Below are 16,841 nucleotides of genomic sequence, written 5' to 3'. Positions count from 1 at the left end.
AAAAATTAATAGTCTCTCTTAATTCTAAATTCTTCATTCTTCATTCTTCATTCTTTACCCTCCCCATATATAGTGGTGTATAATTAAAAACCCCCTATATATAGAGTTTATAAAAAAGATGAATTACATAGAAGAATGGGAAGCCAGTGGCGTAGATGAAACAGTAACCAAACTAAACGTAATTTCCTTAGAAGGAAGAGTTGCCCTAGACTATTTATTTTATTCAGATGATATAAAAAGACGTAACGATGGAAGAGTAGCTGAAGAAATTCTCAAACGTTATCAACATGCTGAAGCAGGGGGTTGGTGGTGTTCGGGAGTTGACTTACTTACTGGAGAAGAAGATTTATGGGGTTGTTTTAAACCTCAGCAACCGCGAGTCATCAATAAGAAGTTAATCAAGTATGAACATCCGCCCAAAGCTTCTACAGGGGTATTTGCCCTACGAATTCCTGTAAACCTGTGGCAACAAATAGCTCAACGTTACTCACTTCTAATCTTACCAGAAGAAATAGAAGCTCAACAACCAGATTTAGGTTTTTGGCAATGGGTAATTAAACATAGAGAAGTACCAGTATGTGTCACAGAAGGAGCTAAAAAAGCGGGTGCCTTATTGAGTGCCGGATATGCAGGAATTGCCCTACCGGGTATTAACAATGGTTATAGAGTACCTAGAGACGATTGGGGTAATATAATTGGGAAATCTGCTTTGATTCCTCAATTACAAATACTAGCTCAAGAAAAACGAGAAATTTATCTAGCCTTTGACCAAGATACTAAACCGAAAACTATCCAAGCTGTCACCAAGGCGATGATTAAGTTAGGTTACTTACTTAAGCAAGCAGGCGCAAAGGTTAAGGTAATTACTTGGTCTCCTCAACTAGGCAAAGGAGTAGATGACCTCATCGCTAATCACACGGAAGCAGCCTTTGCTGAAGCTTACGAAACAGCATTAGATTGGGATACTTGGAAGGCACAATCTTTTGCACAACTAACTCAAACAATTAATTTAGAGTTGAATTGTCGCTACCTCCCCTATATGTCAATTCCCTCCTCAGCCCAGTTAATTGCGCTAAAATCAGCTAAAGGCACAGGGAAAACTGATTTTTTGGGGAGAATTAGCGCTCAAGTTCAAGCTAAGGGACGCAAAGTCTTGTTAATTGGTCATAGAATTAAATTACTTCAATCTCTCTGTGCTAGATTCCAGATTAAATATATCACTGAAGGGGGTATAAATAAGCAGGAAAGTTATGGTATTTGTATTGATTCTCTACACCCTAACTCCCAGGCAAAATTTAACCCTCAAGATTGGCAAAATAGCCTCCTAGTTATCGATGAAGTTGAACAGGTATTGTGGCATTTGTTGAATTCTAGTACTTGTAAAGCTAAAAGAGTAGCTATTATCAAAAGTTTGAAACAATTACTGCAAACTGTGTTAAGTAGTGGTGGTCAAGTTTTTATCGCTGATGCTGATTTGAGTGATATTGCCGTTAATTATCTATCTTCTCTAGCGGGAATAGATTTAGAACCATTTATTATCTATAATCGCTGGCGACCTACAGCTACAGAAGCCTGTGAAGTATATACATATCCAGAGAATAGTCCTAAAAGATTAGTGAGAGATTTAGAGAAACATATTCAAGATGGTGGTAAACCCTTGGTGTGTCTCTCGGCACAAAAACCAAAAAGTCCCTGGGGGACTGTGACTCTTGAATCCTATTTGAGTAAAAAATTTCCTCAGGCTAAAATACTGCGTATTGATTCAGAATCAAGCGCTCAAATCGGACATCCCGCTAATACTTGTACCGATAACCTCGATAAAATCTTGGCTAAATATGATATCGTCTTAGCTAGTCCAGCAATTGAAACGGGAATTAGTATCGATATACGTGGTCATTTTACCAGTGTTTGGGCGATCGCCCAAGGGGTACAAACTCCCGAGTCAGTATGTCAAGCTTTGGCTAGAGTGCGAGAAAATGTCCCTAGATATATTTGGGTAGCTAAATATGGTTTTAACCAGGTGGGAAATGGTTCTACTTCTATACCAGCTTTGTTGAAATCCCGTCATAGTTTAACTAAAGCTAATATCTCCCTCTTGCAGCAATCTGATTTTGAAGCCATTGATGATATTGATACGGGTTTTCAGGGTGAATCTTTACTTTGTTGGGCGAAAATCGCTGTGAGAGTCAATGCCTCTATGCTTAATTATCGCAGTTCTACCTACGCCTTGTTACAGCAAAATGGCCTGCAACTAGTGGAAAAATTAGGCGCTACTCTTAACTCCTGTCAAGAACAAAATGCCCTAGCTGAGGCTATTAATGAGGTGCAACAACAAAACTATGAAGCCGAATGTCGCGCTATATCTCGTGCTTGTGATTTAACTACTAGTCAGTATCGTCAACTTAAGTATAGACTAGTTAAATCTAAACAGGAAAAACTCAGTTTAAGAAAGTACGAATTAAAACAACGTTATAGTCTACCAGTTACCCCCCAATTAGTCAGTCAAGATGACCGTGGATGGTATCATAAGTTACGCTTACACTACTTTTTAACAGTAGGACGTTCCTATTTAGTAGATAGAGATGTTTTACTAGCAGCTAACTTAATCAAAAATGGGCAGGGTGCTTTGTTCGCTCCCGATTTTAATAACTCTCAACTTGGTCCAATTATTAGTACTTTAGAAATGTTACAAATTCCCCAGATTATTAGTGATGTAACCAGAGAATTGAGTAATCAAGACGAGAATTTACAACGAGTAGGGGCGATCGCTCTCCAATACCGAAAACAGATTAAAATACTCACTAATATCGGCTTAAGTCAAAAATCTACACCAATTAGAATTGTTAAGCGTTTACTAAATATGATTGGTTTTGATATACAGTTTGTGCGCGTCTCCAAAGGTGTTAGATATTATCGAATTGTCTCACCTCAAGATAGTCGTGAAATCATCTTTTCTATTTGGTTAAGATTAGACAAGCATAAACCAGGCAATTCTGAAGCACTATTTTGAGGCTTTGAGATACACAGGGTGTCACAGTACCTCAGACCAAAGCATCTTTATCACTCATTTACTGGTTGTGGATGAATCTTGAAGTTTTGAAGTCTTGAAGTCTTGAAGTAACGAGTAAGAAGTCTTGAAGTAAGAAGTAAGGAGTAATTATTTGAGTAATGAGTTTTGAAGTAAGGAGTTATTAGATAATTCCTAAAGTTTGAATCAAATTTTATAACATTGTTATTCAATTAGTCAAACTTGACACTCTTGCCCCTTTGGGATCGCACAACTGCAAATCGCCCCGAGTAAAAGAAGGTAGTTGCACATTTAACTATTAAGTAAAAATTAAGTCTGGATAAGGGTTTTTAAATGTGCAAGATATGAGTTCACCGCTTTCTAAAAGTCATTTTTCATACTCTCTTCAATTACAAACAAAACTTCAGGAGGAATCATGGCCAATAATTGCTCTTGAAAATCAGTTTTACCAGGATCGTCTCCCGTGGCTAAAACAGCTTTTAAGCGTGGCATAACCTGTTCGTCAGTCATGCAAACGAGAACATCAAAGAGGCGATTAAACTGATCTTCTGTTAACTCTGCGTCTTCGATGGGAATTTCCACTGAAGCGTGAACATCACCAGAATTGGGATCATATTCTAAACGCAGTAATTTAAACTCATGCTGTAAATGTAGTAAAGTTCTAAACAGAACTCCTTTGAACACATGATCTTGAACATTAGCGATTCTGGGGATAACCATTTGCAAGTATTCCCCATTCTCTAATAAGCGAATCAGAACTAATACTTGTGTAAGGTTTTCACCTCGGTAATATAAGTTAATTTGCTCCTCTTGGTGATTAACATAATATTGTAAGAATCTATTATCGAGATATTTAGTCAAGAGGTCTAGAGATGTAGTCATAGGATCAACTCAAAGTAAATAGATATTCCGTAACCAGGACTTTTTTGTCCTTACTATCTATTTCAATCTATTTGGCTAAAAATAAAAATAAGAAAGTTCATATTGTTTAAAGTAGATTAATTCTTGACATTTGGTGGTCAATTGTATTCATGCGTTACAATTTCTTCCCTATTCCCTATTCTCTATTCCCTATAAAAGATAAATGAATGCTTATCATTAACTCATATCTTCCACCAGAACTTATGTACTAATTTTTTAGGAAAAATGTTCTTTATGGTTAATTCTCTATAATCTTTGTCTCCTAGAGGTTTAACATCAATTCTCTTACTCATTACTCCTTACTCCTTACTCATTACTCAACCCCAACCAGTAGCTTTTGCTAAAGGTGGAAGATCTGATATTAAGCTTGTACACCGAGAGCCAATTGTACTATCATCTTGAGTAGTATATTAATTGTTAAAAAGTTTCGTTAAAAACTCTCTTTTGGCAAAAGTTAAGAAAGTTAATATAATTTGAATAAAGTTCAGATTTTTGATTTATATTGTGCAAGAATTAGTGAGGTTTGATGTTCAAAAGATCGACAATCCTGAAATCTCAGGGGTCGAATACCAACAAGGAACATTATTAAATTACGAAGTCAGAGAATATTTATTGGAAAAAATTAAAACTGCTAACCAAACAGTTCAAGGTATTAGCCACAAATACTGTAAACCTATTCACAAGGCGGATGGATATAACTATGCAACATAAATTATGTCCCTCATTTCCTCTCATCGCTAACCTGATGAGAGGTTTAGCGAGAGTCTCCATGAGGGCGGAAAGATGATTGAGCAGAGCATTACCTTAAACAAAGTAATTGAATTTTTAGAACTGACGTTTTCAAAACAAGGATTATCTTTAGAAGCAGTAGAAAAAAAAATTTTAGAAGGTAGCTGGAATAACATCCCTTATGAAGAAATGGACATTCCAGGTTATTGTATTGGGTATCTGAAAACCAATATTGCTCCTAAATTATGGAAAAAGGTTACTAATGTACTGCAAGAATCTGATTTAATTTCAGATAATCAAACAATTAAAAAGAAAAACTTCTCTGGAGAAATAGCGGGAATAGTAAAATTACATTACCCCAATGATTTAATTAACCAGACAATTGATAATCGCTTTAAAATTACAGAACTAAAAAGCAAAGGAGTAATGGGTAACACCTATATGGGTGAACATTTACGTCTGCCACCAGATAGAAATCAATGTCTAATCAAGCACTTAAAGATTAACACTAATGAAAATGCCACTATTAAATTTAATAGAGAAGTGGGAGCCTTGTATAAACTAAGGTGGCATCCACAAATTCCTTATTTAGTAGACCACTATACACACGAAACTGGATATTTCATAGTTTATGAATATATCAGAGGTTATTCTTTAAGTGAAGAACTATCAGAGAAAACATTAAGTAATCCTTGGAGCGAAACCAAAACGATTAATCTTATTCATAGCCTTCTCAATGTAATACAGTTTATTCATGAACACGATATGGTTCACAGAGATATAAGACCATCTAACCTAATCAAGAAACTAAATGGTGATATAGTTCTGATCAATTTTGGTTCTATTAAACTGTTAGCTGATAATGATGCGAGGACTTTTTTCGGTACACCAGGATATATGGCTCCAGAACAAAGTTATGGCACTCCCTATCCCTGTAGCGATATTTTTGCTTTGGGGATGCTAGGAATTCAAGCAATTACCGGGTTACCACCAAAACAAATTAAAACTAATTGTGACTTTAAGATAATTTGGGATAAGCAGGTATCAATATCTCAAGATTTGAAAAAGATTTTGGAGAAGATGACTGAATACGATCTACAAAAACGTTATCAGTCAGCAGAAGAAGTTTTGACGGACTTACATCAAATTGATTAAAAATGCTCAAAATCGATATATCATAAGTTAATAATGCTATAAAAAAATAAACCTTGCTATGTATACTGTTCCCGTCCGGCGTGAGCTACCCATTGCGCCGGAAGCGCTCTTGTCCCACCGCTGTTCCCCGTTCTCTTTCCTTATATTTATCGCATTTTTTTAGGGAAATGATATTACCCCCTTCTCACATCTTCCACCAGTACTTATGTACCAAATTATTGTGGTCATCCGTTCCCCGGATTTAAAATCCTCTGCGATAGATGACCGCATAAGCAAAGGGAAAAAGTTCATTTCTCTTTCGTTTAAGAAAAGCATCAGGAGAACAAAAATACTGAATATGTCTTTTTGGTCAACCAATTTTTAAGGGCGATCGCATTAATTCTTTAACTCATTACTTAAAGACGTAAAGACTTCAAGACTCATTCTCATTACTTCAAAACTCCTTACTCCTTACTCCTTACTCCTTACTCAACCACAACCAGTAACATTTGGGTTTTGATGCTTTGATGTTATCCTTAGCACTTCAAAAATTAGCGTGATTGATTGTCAAATATTTATATAATTAGAGAAAAATAATTATGTATTTTGAGTACTCCATTTAATTTTTATGGCAATACTCAGGTTCTGTGTTTAGCGTTGAAAAATAATGAACCCCACTAATATAACAAACTCACTATTGCCTCTTGAATGAGTAGCTTTTACCCTATTAAGTAGTATTACAAATACAAATAATATAAAAAACCAACTGGAACTATGAATAATAATCACAAGACAAATAATCGAAAAAAAGTAATAAATGAACGTTATGAAATTATAGAAAAATTAGGAGATGGAGGTTTTGGAGAAGTTTATAAAGCTAAAGATAAGGGAATATTTGATGAAATTGTGGTCGTAAAAATCCTCAAAATTGATAACAAAATTGATCCCGTAGATTTACCTGTCTTAAAAAAATTATTTGAAAGAGAAGCGGAAACTTTATACAATCTCAAAACTCGTTATCCTCAAATACCTATTCCATCTATAAAATATAACCCTATGCCGAAAAACAATGATGAAGATTATTATTTTGTGATGGAATATATTCAAGGAAAAAATTTACAAGAATATCTTGAAGAGGAAGAAAGATTAGAAGAAACAAGAGTAATTAGATTAATTAAAAATATTTTAGAAACGGTTAAATTAATACACGAATATGGAGTGGTGCATCGTGATATTAAACCCGATAACATAATCATACAAACTGAAACTGAAGAGGAAAAAATTATCTTAATTGATTTTGGAGCTGTCAGCAAAAATTTATTGCAAAATCAATATTATCATGAAAAAACAGAAGAGTTAAATCACTTGACAACAAATGTATTTAATCTAAATTATTCTCCTCCAGAACAATACTCCTACAAAAATACAGTCAATTTTTACAGTGATATATATAGTATGGGAATGATAGCAACTAGAGCTATAACAGGTCAAGTACGTTCAAAATTACCAAGAAATCCAACTACAGGCAAAATATCACTAACATGGGAAGAAAGTCCACCAATTTCTGAAGAGTTCAAAAAAATCATTTATCAGATGATTGCTGACGAACCTAGTGAACGCTATCAATCAGTTGATGAAGTACTAAAAGATCTTGACTCACTCCTTGAAATTCCCCCTACCCCAGATGATGAACCCCCCCCAGAAAAACCAATAGATCCAATTAACCCTACCCCAGATGATAAAACCCAGCTAGAAGACCCAATAGGTCCAATTAACCCTACCCCAGATGATGAACCCCCCCTAGAAAAACCAATAGATCCAATTAACCCTACCCCAGATAATACCAAGCCGAGAAGAGGAATGAGAAGAGTTTCTATGATTGCTTTACTAACTGGATTGGTGACTATTGGACTAGTAAGTTTTTATCTAAAATATCTCAGGAAAGGAACTGATCCGACGATATCTGATATAGATATAACAGAGTTGTTGGTATTCTCTAGACCAAGTCAAGTTAATCCAGGTACAGAAATTAAAGTTTTCGGATCTATCTCGATGATCCCTTTAAATGAAACCATTAAAGAAAAATTTGAGAAAACTTATGTATCAAGTACAATAAATCTTCAAAATCCTAATGGTTTTACTTCCGGTGGATCTAATCAGGGGATTAAAGCTCTTTGTGAGGGTAAAATAGATTTAGCTGCTGTATCTCGTTCTGTTAATGAAAATGAACCCTGTAAAGTCAAAGGTGTATCAGTAGGAAAAGATGCTATTGTAGTTATTGTTCTTAAAAATGACGGATCTTCACCTAGTCTAGATAACTTAACGAAGGAGGAATTGCAAAACATATTCCGTTGTGAAGACGACTCGTACTTTGTAATTCATGGTTCCTTAGACAGTGGTACTCAAGATGAATTTGAAAAACTATTTCTAGATAATAATCTTGGTAATTGTGTAAATAATCCTAATAACTTTAGAAGATGGAAGGATGATGAATATACAGGTCGTATAGGCTTTATGCAACAAGAGAGTGAGAACGACCCGAAGCAGAGAATCTATATTACTCATGCTCCCTATAGTTATGCTAACACACAGAGAAGCATCAAGATGTTATCTATTGATGGATATAAGCCAACAGATCAAGGCTATGAATATAAAAGAAAATTATATTATGTGTATACAGTTAATGATAAGAATGAGCCTGATAATCCCAAAGTCCCCATTTTTCTAGGATTTGTTCGCTCTCTTTTTGATTAAAATCTGTTTTTTTCTTGAAGAGCGATCGCCCAACTTAACTACTCTTTGTGATATAAAGATAGCTCATTAATCATGTTAATTACAGCTAATTTACCGATAAATCCCGATAAATTTGTCCAGGAAGATCAGATACTAACTATTACAGGAAGGCTAAAAAATGCCCAGATTTTTAGTATTTATGTAATTCTAAAAAATCTGAGCTAACGTAAAAATATATCCAAACTTGAGAAAAATTTGGAATTTTTCCAACCATCTTTGAGATGATCATTTGTAGGTAGATGTTATAGCAATATTGATTTTTCGTGTTTGAGTTTGGAAAATAATCAAACCGACTAATCAGATCAAATCCCAGATAAATACCCAGTGATAAAAGATAGTTAAGGCATACAGCAGAAGGGAAGGAAAAAAGTATGAAGAAAAGATTTTACTATAACTTATTAAACGGATTTGATATAACCTTAGTATTGCCTATCAAGGCAGTTTATCTTATTTAACTAATACTGAGAGCAAAGCACCAGTACTTTCGTACTAACTAATCTTGAGGAAAAATTCATTTTTTTTGATCACTAAAAGGGTTTTTGACCCCAAAATTTAAGCATAAATACTTAAATTTTGTTTCAGAATTCCGAATTCCGAATTCTGCCTCTACCAGCAACTTTTGCAAAAGGTGCGAGTGATGTGAGTAATAGCTATGACTTGCTAAACTCTAAACCATTTTCTTGAGCATAACGCTCCATAAAGCGCATAAAGCGATCCCATTGTTCTGGAGATTTCATAATATGCACAGCTTCTAAAGCATGGGCTTTACCATTAAGAAATTTTCCTTTTACTTCTCTGCTAACAATTTGTCCTTCTTCATCGATTAGATACATTCCTGTGATCTCTTCAGTGCTATCAGCTTCTAAAGCTTTGGGAGAGTTGAAATAAAAAGTCGCTGTACCACTTTGACCATTAGCAGAGCGAGTTAAACGGACTTCGGGAACTGAATCTTCGGTAACACCTTGGATAAATTGAATTTGAGCCATACTGTTATTCTATAATTAGTGGTTTATTTATTTTCTCACAAAAACAGCCAGATTAAATATAGAATATATGCTCCTTGAAGCTAAAGTTCACGCCTATTTTCGCCTTCTCCTCAGAGATTATCACCAAGTTAAATGGCAACACCAATTAACTATGGGCCGTTTGGTGGCTCGTACTGTACGTTTAAAAAGTTCTGTTTTGATTCAAACCAATGCAGAAGTTTCACGCTATAGTTTTAGTTATTTAATTCCGGCTTTACTTAGTCTCGATTCTGTGATTCTAGTTTTACCACAATCTCTACAACCACAGATATTAGAGCAAGAAATTCCCCTACTGCAAAAATGGTTAAACTCTCAAAAAGAAATTATTACTGATGATTTTCTCGATTTTGACCGCGTCAGGCGGTCATCCCCAAGCCCCGGATTTAAAATCCGGGGAACGGATGACCATGATTCTCCTCAAATATTGATTGTTTCCCCTCAAACTTGGCTCGCAGACCGTTTGTTTGCACAAAACCTCTTGCCTAACAATCTTACTGTATTTATAGATCAAGCAGAGCATTTGGAAAATTGGGCTTTAGAGGAATTAACTATCAATATTACTCCTGAAGACTGGCGAGATTTACTTAATTACGCTCCTGGTAAATCAGAGATAATTACCACTGTTTTGGCGAAAATTACGCAAACATTATTTAATAATCCTAAAAATCCCTACGAATCCTATCAACTCAATCCTCAAGTAGAATCAGAACTTGCTCAACTATGTGAGCATTTAGTTAAACAAAAATTACTATCTGAGGTGTTTTTAAGATTTTGGCATCAATGGCGATCGCCCTATGAACAAATTCTTTGGGCTTCTCTGGATAGAAATAGAGGCAAGTTTGATCTACATTTAGCCCCTATTTCAGCATCTGACTATTTAGCCAAGATTTGGTCTAGTCAATCTTCTCATATAATTATGGGTCAATTTTTAGACCAAAAGCCCCTCGCTTCTACCTATCGTGCTTGTGTTGGTTTAAAAGATATTCTGTATCTAAATTTCGCCTCAGACCGCAACTCTGATTTAATTCAACTATATTCACCAGAGCGTTTCCCCTTTCCTAATACTCCAGAATTCCAAGGCATCTTAACCCAGCAAATCAAAGATTTAGTTAATTTAGCTAATTATGCCAATCAACAGGTAGTTATTCTCATTACAGATACTCCCCTAAAAGCCCAAATCGCTGCAAGTTTAGCGGCAGAATTTGGCTCTAATGTTCAAGTTGAAAAAACTGATTTATCTTCTCAAAGTATCTTAGTAGCTGGTTGGGATTTTTGGCTAACTCACCAACAGGAGTTATTTACTCCCCAATTACTAATTATGTCTACCTTACCAATACCTTCTTTGGAACATCCTGTGGTAGCAAGTCGTGTCACTTACTATAAACGCAAGCGCCAAGATTGGTTTCGTAGTTATCTTTTACCAACGGCGATTAGAAATATGCAAAAGGCAATTATTCCTCTAAGAAAAGCCCAAGGAGTGGTAGCAATTTTAGATAATCGGGTTAATTATCGCAGTTATGGTAACGATATTGTTAATGCTTTAGAGCCTTGTGCGAGAATTAGTCATATCACTTTAATGGATTTGAGTAGTTACTAGTTTAATTCTATTTGGTTATAAATTCAGATAAAACTACTAAAATTTTGAGCTACACTATCATCAACTCAGATCTTGCATCTTTACCTAAAGTTACTGGTGGAGGTTGAGTTTTGAAGTCTTGAAGTTTTGAAGTAATGAGTTAAAGAATTAATGCTCAACGCTTAAAAATTGGTTGACCGAGTGCAAAATCTTCGGCGAAAGAGAAATGAACTTTTTCTGAGGTTAATTTAGTACATGAGTACTGGTGCTTTGATATGAGTCAAGTTAACATTAGATTTCTGAAAAATCAGTTAGTATTATGGTCATAAATCAACAAGAAAATATATTTATTTATGGTGTTTGTGGCAGAAGTGCTAGTACTGCACTTCAAAGAATTCTTAATTCAAGTGATGAAGTTTTTATCTTTGGTGAACATAACCTAATTATAGAAAAGATGATAGATTGTTATTTTCATATTGACAGTATTGACCAGGAAACTCATAGTAAAGAATGGTCTAAACTTATGGAATGTTTTCAAAGCAAAAATCATGTTTCTTTTTATGCTAACGCTACTAAGGATTTAAAAGAAGTTCAAGAGGAAATCAAACAATTAATTATTAAAACCTTAACTCCTCCTACCAAACATAACAGAATAGGATATAAAGAAATTAGTACAACTAGTGAGACATCTTTGTTAAATATAGAAAAATTTTTTGCCAAAAGTAATTTTATTTTCTTATTTAGAAATCCTTTAGAACAATGGGGTTCTGTTGGTTTTTTAAAAAGTTTTTGGTATTATTCTAAAAACGTAGATTTATTTCTACAAGAATATGAAAGAGTAGCATCTATTTATTTAAATGCTCCTCTAGAAAAAAAGTTTTTTCTTGAAAATACATCTCTTAAAAATCAAGAGAAAGTTACTAGTCTTTTTAAACAACTTAACCTCAATAGCTTTGATGAATCTTTAATAAACAAACCTATTAGTAGTACGAACAACTATAAACCATCTATCTATGAAAAAGCGAAGATTCTTACTTCAAAAGCTTTTAAACTTTATCGAGAAATGCAAAAAAGGGAACTAGATTAGGGTAAGTTTAGATGTGGCATCTTGAGCAAATAGTTTTTGATATCGATAAAATCATCCCAGGGGAAATAAGGTTTATGATAAGTTTCCAGATATTCCATAAGGCGATCGCGTGCAAAGACTATATCAGCTTTCAAAGCAATATTAATATCAGTTACAGAATCACCAATAGCGATTCGACAACGGCAGGGATATTTTTCGATAACATCGCCTTTGGCTACTAATTCAGTATCTCCCACAAAAGCTGAATTTACTTTTAAATATTCCTGAGTAGTATCTAAATCTAAACCGACAATATCTTTAACACGATGGAGAATCCCCTCTCTTTGGAGTACCATTTTCACCATGTCTTTTAACCCACCAGAAATAACTACCATAGGAATATTTTGGGCGTCGAGGAAATCTAATAATTCTGTTAAACCCTTTCTAATTGGTTTATCTTGGGCATAGGCAATCATCGCCGGATAGGTTTCACTAGGAATAGATTCTAGTAATTGAGTTACCCCATCTTTGAGAGTGATTTCGCGATTAAAGAGTTTGGGTAATAAGATAGCAGATAATTCTGGGGCAAAAGTTTCAATCATTCCCACAAAGGTTTCTATGGCAGTTATCGTACCATCAAAATCACAGAAAACAATAGAATGATCTAAATATGGTTTATTCATAATGATTTTTAAGTTATGAGGAACTATTGCTGATCAACAAAAGATAAAGTTAAACTAAGTAAAGATTAAATAATTATAAACAATTAATTATCGATGCCAACGATAAACGAAAAAATAACCAAATTACAAACAATATTTAAAGAAATGGAACGGGCTTTGATCGCCTACTCTGGAGGCATAGATAGCACATTGGTGGCGAAAATAGCCTATGATACCCTCGGGGATAAAGCCTTGGCAGTTACCGCAGTATCACCCTCTTTACTACCAGAAGAGTTAGTAGAAGCTAAAACCCAAGCAATTAGTATTGGTATACCTCACGAGTTGGTAGAAACTCAAGAAATGAATAACCCTAACTATACCAATAATCCCGTGAATCGCTGCTACTTTTGTAAAAGCGAACTCCACGATACCCTCAAACCTCTAGCAATTTCTAGGGGGTATCCCTACGTGGTAGATGGAGTCAATGCTGATGATTTGAAAGACTATCGCCCAGGAATTCAAGCCGCTAAAGAAAGAGGAGTGCGATCGCCTTTAGCAGAAGTAGGTGTTACTAAAGCAGAGGTGAGAGAGATTACCCAAAAACTAGGCTTGTCTTGGTGGGATAAACCCTCACAACCCTGTCTATCTTCCCGCTTCCCCTACGGTGAAGAAATCACCGTGGCTAAATTGCACCGAGTAGGTAGGGCAGAAATATATCTACGTCAATTAGGATACAAAAACTTGAGAGTTCGTTCCACAGGGGATACAGCTAGAATAGAGTTACCAGAGGCAGAAATTCAAAAATTTATTTTAAATACGAATCTACCAGAGTTAGTTTCGGTTTTCCAAAGTTACGGCTTTGTTTATGTGACTCTAGATTTAGAAGGCTACCGTAGTGGTAAACTCAATCAAGTGTTAGAAACAAATAGGGCGTAAATATCTTATGGTTAATTACACAGAAACGGGTTATGGCATCGTCTTAGTAACTAGTAATTCCCAAAAGGAAGCAGAGACGATCTCCCGTTGCTTAATTGAAGCTAATTTAGCCGCCTGTGTGAGTATCACTCCCATTCAATCTCTCTATCGCTGGCAAGGTAAAATTGAATTAGATAGTGAATATCAACTAACAATTAAAACTGATTTAGCTCTATTTGAAAAGCTCTCAGCTAAAATACAAGAATTACATAGCTACGAAGTGCCAGAAATTATCGCTATTCCTATTGTTAAAGGTTCTACTGCCTATCTTAATTGGATTAAAGACAATACTGGCGATTAATGAGTTTCACCTTTTCAGCTTGTACTCATATCTTGCACCAGAACTTATGTACTAAATTAACATTACTTCTTACTTCAAAACTCATTACTCAACCACAACCAGTAACTTTTGATAAAGATGCAAGATCTGAGGTAAAGATGCTTTGGTCTGAGTTGTAGGTTGGGTTGAGGCACGAAACCCAACATTAATCAAGCCTTCCTTTGCTATAAGTGAGTATTCATCAGAACTTAAGATGATTTTTCCCTTGTAAAAACTCTTGATAATTTTCTGGAGTATCTAAATCTATGATACCCAAAGGAAAATCGATATGATCTACTAAATGAAGATATTGCTTAATAATTTTTTGTGCGCCGCGATCTCCCCTTAGTTTCATTAATTCTGGGAAAAAACCCTGACTAAATAAAGCTGGTATCCCTAAAGTTTCTCGATAGGCACTAGCAATAATCGGCTTACCAGTCAGACAATAACGATTAATAAGTTGGTCGATAATTTCAGAGGTAACAAAGGGTTGATCGCAGGTAAGAAAAACTACTGCTTCTATACATTCATTACTTTTTTGTATATATTCAATGCCACAGCGAATAGAACTACTCATACCCTCATACCATTTTTGATTAATCACTATTTCTACAGGCAGTGAATTAATACTAGTTTCTATTTCAGTCCCATTGGCACCTAAAATAACTACTGTGCGCTTTAGTTTTGCCTCTAAAGCAGATTTAGCCACATGACTGAGTAAAGTTTCTTGCTGATAAGATAATAATTGTTTCGGTCTACCCATGCGTTTAGAGGCACCCGCGGCTAATATAATCGCCCCCAAAGTCAAATTTTTTTCAGTAAGATTCTTATTCATATATTTTTTTATAGCCATAGAGAGGCAAGAGAGGCAGAAGGGAAGGAAGAAGGTATGAAGGTAGAACTTTATCATAACTAATTAAACGGACATGATATTACTTTAAGACTTTAAGACTTATTACTCAACTCATATCTTGCACGCAAGTACAAAAGTACTAAATAGGCCAACAGGCGAGAATCAATTTTTAAGGAGTTAGGATCAATTCTTTTACTTCAAAACTTCAAGACTTCTGTCACCATGTAAATTATATTTGCTTAAAAATAATCTCATCTCGGGGATGAAGAGGTTGAAAATGATCTTTGAGAAAATGAGGATCGCATTGGTTTAATACAGCTTGAATCTCAGCAATAATGGCGATCGCAATTTCTGAAGGACTATTCGCACCAAGATTAAGTCCTATGGGAGAATATAACTTATGTAATTGTTGTTGGGGAGGATTCAAAGCTTTTAGTATTTTATTAATTCGATGCTTTGAACCCATGATTCCCAAATAGGCAACAGCAGAAGGCAACAGATATTTAATAATGTAGTAGTCATCAAAATAATTATGAGTCATCACCACCGCTACTGTATTTCCCCCTACTGATATCTGTTGATTAAGAATTTCCCGGCGAGTGAGAATGACTTCATCGGCACAACTAAATCTTTGATAAGTTTCCGGTTGGGCGCGACAATCTACTATGGTAACTTGCCAACCTATAGCTTGAGCTAATTGTACCAAAGGTAGAGCATCGCGACCTGCTCCAAAAATAATTAAACAAGTAGGGGGTTTAATAACTTCGATAAAAACTTGAACAGTGCCATGAGAGAGTTGATATTCATAGACAGTAGTAGCTTGGTTCTTTTTAGCAGTAATCGTATCAGTGGCGATCTCCCGAAGTAACTCTTGATCCTCTATATTTGTATAAGTACTATCATCGGGATAAATTAAAAAACGAGTTCCTATTTCAGCTTCTAATCTACCTTGTTGAGCAAAAATAGTAGCCATTGCCCCTAATTTCTTGCTTTGAAAACATTGGGAGATTAAATTAAGGGGACAAAAACAGTTAGATTCTCCTAGCCTTTCTAAGAGTATTTGTACTTTTCCCTCACAACCTAAACCAAAACCCCAGATAACCTCATCTGCTTGAGTAGCATCATAGGTGATTAACACAGGTGAGAGAGACATTTGTTTACTGTGGTGGAGAATATCATTTTCTACACAACCACCACTTAGAGTACCAATCATTTCTCCCTGTTGAGTGAGTAACATTTTAGCCCCTTTTTGGCGATAAGTAGAGCCAAAAGTATTAACTATTGTGGCTAAAAAAGTAGTTACCCCCTCTTGTTTACTCTTCTGTTGAGCTAATATAATTGCTGTTAATTCATGCAAAATGGCTATTCTCCATAACTGGAGAGCAATTTCTCGGGAGTAAGAGGTAGACTGCGCATACGCTTACCCGTAGCATGATACACAGCATTGGCGATCGCCGCTGCTACGCCTGTGATGCCAATTTCTCCCACACCTCGGCCACCTACCGGATTAAAATTGAGATCCGGTTTACCCACAAAAAACACCTCAATACGGGGAATATCGGCGTGACAAGGAACATGATAAGTAGCTAAATCATAAACCACGGGAAAACCACTATTGGGGTCAAAATTGCATTCCTCCATCAAGGCATCTCCTATACCCATAATCACCGCTTCTAAAAATCTACTCAAATTTACTCAAACAGCCAAATAAGACAGAAAAAAGTCAGCGGTATATATGATTGCCATGTAAAGTGTTTTTA

Annotated in this window: 14 protein-coding genes; 8 read left to right on the top strand and 6 right to left on the bottom strand. The window is 35.4% G+C overall.

The genetic code is table 11. The features are described 5' to 3' along the window. The first annotated feature begins 118 nt into the window (after positions 1-118). Positions 119-3,010, top strand: coding sequence for a plasmid replication protein, CyRepA1 family (locus tag MW688_RS12070; protein WP_486736238.1), 2,892 nt, complete (start codon positions 119-121; stop codon positions 3,008-3,010). 378 nt (positions 3,011-3,388) lie between these two features. Here MW688_RS12070 and MW688_RS12065 read toward each other — a convergent pair whose 3' ends face one another. Then, positions 3,389-3,910: a hypothetical protein gene (locus tag MW688_RS12065; protein WP_486736237.1), complete on the bottom strand. Its 522-nt coding sequence runs from the start codon at positions 3,908-3,910 to the stop codon at positions 3,389-3,391. Positions 3,911-4,453: 543 nt separating this feature from the next. Between MW688_RS12065 and MW688_RS12060 the strand changes: the two genes are divergently transcribed. From MW688_RS12060 to MW688_RS12050, 3 genes are all read left to right on the top strand, one after another. Then, complete coding sequence (locus tag MW688_RS12060; protein ID WP_486736236.1) at positions 4,454-4,660, top strand: RRXRR domain-containing protein; 207 nt, start codon at positions 4,454-4,456, stop codon at positions 4,658-4,660. A gap of 72 nt (positions 4,661-4,732) precedes the next feature. Next, positions 4,733-5,833 (top strand): protein kinase domain-containing protein, encoded by a 1,101-nt coding sequence (locus MW688_RS12055; protein ID WP_486736235.1) that lies wholly within the window; start codon positions 4,733-4,735, stop codon positions 5,831-5,833. 753 nt (positions 5,834-6,586) lie between these two features. Then, the gene (locus MW688_RS12050) at positions 6,587-8,566 is read left to right on the top strand and encodes a protein kinase domain-containing protein (RefSeq protein ID WP_486736234.1); all 1,980 of its coding nucleotides are present in this window, start codon (positions 6,587-6,589) and stop codon (positions 8,564-8,566) included. A gap of 689 nt (positions 8,567-9,255) precedes the next feature. Here MW688_RS12050 and psb28 read toward each other — a convergent pair. Then, complete coding sequence (gene psb28, locus MW688_RS12045; protein ID WP_486736232.1) at positions 9,256-9,591, bottom strand: photosystem II reaction center protein Psb28; 336 nt, start codon at positions 9,589-9,591, stop codon at positions 9,256-9,258. A 67-nt stretch (positions 9,592-9,658) separates the two neighbouring features. Between psb28 and MW688_RS12040 the strand changes: the two genes are divergently transcribed. Together MW688_RS12040 and MW688_RS12035 are read left to right on the top strand one after the other, a co-directional pair. After that, positions 9,659-11,227: a helicase C-terminal domain-containing protein gene (locus MW688_RS12040; RefSeq protein WP_486736231.1), complete on the top strand. Its 1,569-nt coding sequence runs from the start codon at positions 9,659-9,661 to the stop codon at positions 11,225-11,227. Positions 11,228-11,525: 298 nt separating this feature from the next. Continuing rightward, the gene (locus MW688_RS12035) at positions 11,526-12,293 is read left to right on the top strand and encodes a sulfotransferase (protein ID WP_486736230.1); all 768 of its coding nucleotides are present in this window, start codon (positions 11,526-11,528) and stop codon (positions 12,291-12,293) included. Here MW688_RS12035 and MW688_RS12030 read toward each other — a convergent pair. Continuing rightward, positions 12,290-12,955, bottom strand: coding sequence for an HAD-IB family phosphatase (locus MW688_RS12030; RefSeq protein WP_486736229.1), 666 nt, complete (start codon positions 12,953-12,955; stop codon positions 12,290-12,292). The two genes, MW688_RS12035 and MW688_RS12030, sit on opposite strands and share 4 nt — an antisense overlap. A gap of 93 nt (positions 12,956-13,048) precedes the next feature. Between MW688_RS12030 and larE the strand changes: the two genes are divergently transcribed. Both larE and cutA read left to right on the top strand, forming a co-directional pair. Beyond that, positions 13,049-13,870 (top strand): ATP-dependent sacrificial sulfur transferase LarE, encoded by an 822-nt coding sequence (gene larE / locus MW688_RS12025; protein ID WP_486736228.1) that lies wholly within the window; start codon positions 13,049-13,051, stop codon positions 13,868-13,870. 7 nt (positions 13,871-13,877) lie between these two features. Beyond that, a complete protein-coding gene (gene cutA / locus MW688_RS12020) occupies positions 13,878-14,210 on the top strand; it encodes a divalent-cation tolerance protein CutA (RefSeq protein WP_486736227.1) in 333 nt (110 codons plus the stop codon). Positions 14,211-14,430: 220 nt separating this feature from the next. Here cutA and MW688_RS12015 read toward each other — a convergent pair whose 3' ends face one another. The 3 genes from MW688_RS12015 to MW688_RS12005 all read right to left on the bottom strand — a co-directional run bounded on the left by MW688_RS12015 (position 14,431) and on the right by MW688_RS12005 (position 16,770). After that, complete coding sequence (locus tag MW688_RS12015) at positions 14,431-15,063, bottom strand: nucleotidyltransferase family protein (protein WP_486736226.1); 633 nt, start codon at positions 15,061-15,063, stop codon at positions 14,431-14,433. 247 nt (positions 15,064-15,310) lie between these two features. Next, a complete protein-coding gene (locus MW688_RS12010; protein WP_486736225.1) occupies positions 15,311-16,438 on the bottom strand; it encodes an XdhC family protein in 1,128 nt (375 codons plus the stop codon). Positions 16,439-16,443: 5 nt separating this feature from the next. Then, the gene (locus MW688_RS12005; protein WP_486736224.1) at positions 16,444-16,770 is read right to left on the bottom strand and encodes a hypothetical protein; all 327 of its coding nucleotides are present in this window, start codon (positions 16,768-16,770) and stop codon (positions 16,444-16,446) included. Positions 16,771-16,841: the final 71 nt, after the last annotated feature.

It is taken from the genome of Johannesbaptistia floridana, assembly GCF_057440575.1.
This window is presented reverse-complemented; position numbering and strand designations above follow the sequence as displayed.

Coding starts and splice junctions, on each gene's coding strand:
- MW688_RS12070 (WP_486736238.1), top strand. CDS start 119: ATGAATTACATAGAAGAATGGGAAGCCAGTGGCGTAGATGAAACAGTA.
- MW688_RS12065 (WP_486736237.1), bottom strand. CDS start 3,910: ATGACTACATCTCTAGACCTCTTGACTAAATATCTCGATAATAGATTC.
- MW688_RS12055 (WP_486736235.1), top strand. CDS start 4,733: ATGATTGAGCAGAGCATTACCTTAAACAAAGTAATTGAATTTTTAGAA.
- MW688_RS12050 (WP_486736234.1), top strand. CDS start 6,587: ATGAATAATAATCACAAGACAAATAATCGAAAAAAAGTAATAAATGAA.
- psb28 (WP_486736232.1), bottom strand. CDS start 9,591: ATGGCTCAAATTCAATTTATCCAAGGTGTTACCGAAGATTCAGTTCCC.
- MW688_RS12040 (WP_486736231.1), top strand. CDS start 9,659: ATGCTCCTTGAAGCTAAAGTTCACGCCTATTTTCGCCTTCTCCTCAGA.
- MW688_RS12035 (WP_486736230.1), top strand. CDS start 11,526: ATGGTCATAAATCAACAAGAAAATATATTTATTTATGGTGTTTGTGGC.
- MW688_RS12030 (WP_486736229.1), bottom strand. CDS start 12,955: ATGAATAAACCATATTTAGATCATTCTATTGTTTTCTGTGATTTTGAT.
- larE (WP_486736228.1), top strand. CDS start 13,049: ATGCCAACGATAAACGAAAAAATAACCAAATTACAAACAATATTTAAA.
- cutA (WP_486736227.1), top strand. CDS start 13,878: ATGGTTAATTACACAGAAACGGGTTATGGCATCGTCTTAGTAACTAGT.
- MW688_RS12015 (WP_486736226.1), bottom strand. CDS start 15,063: ATGAATAAGAATCTTACTGAAAAAAATTTGACTTTGGGGGCGATTATA.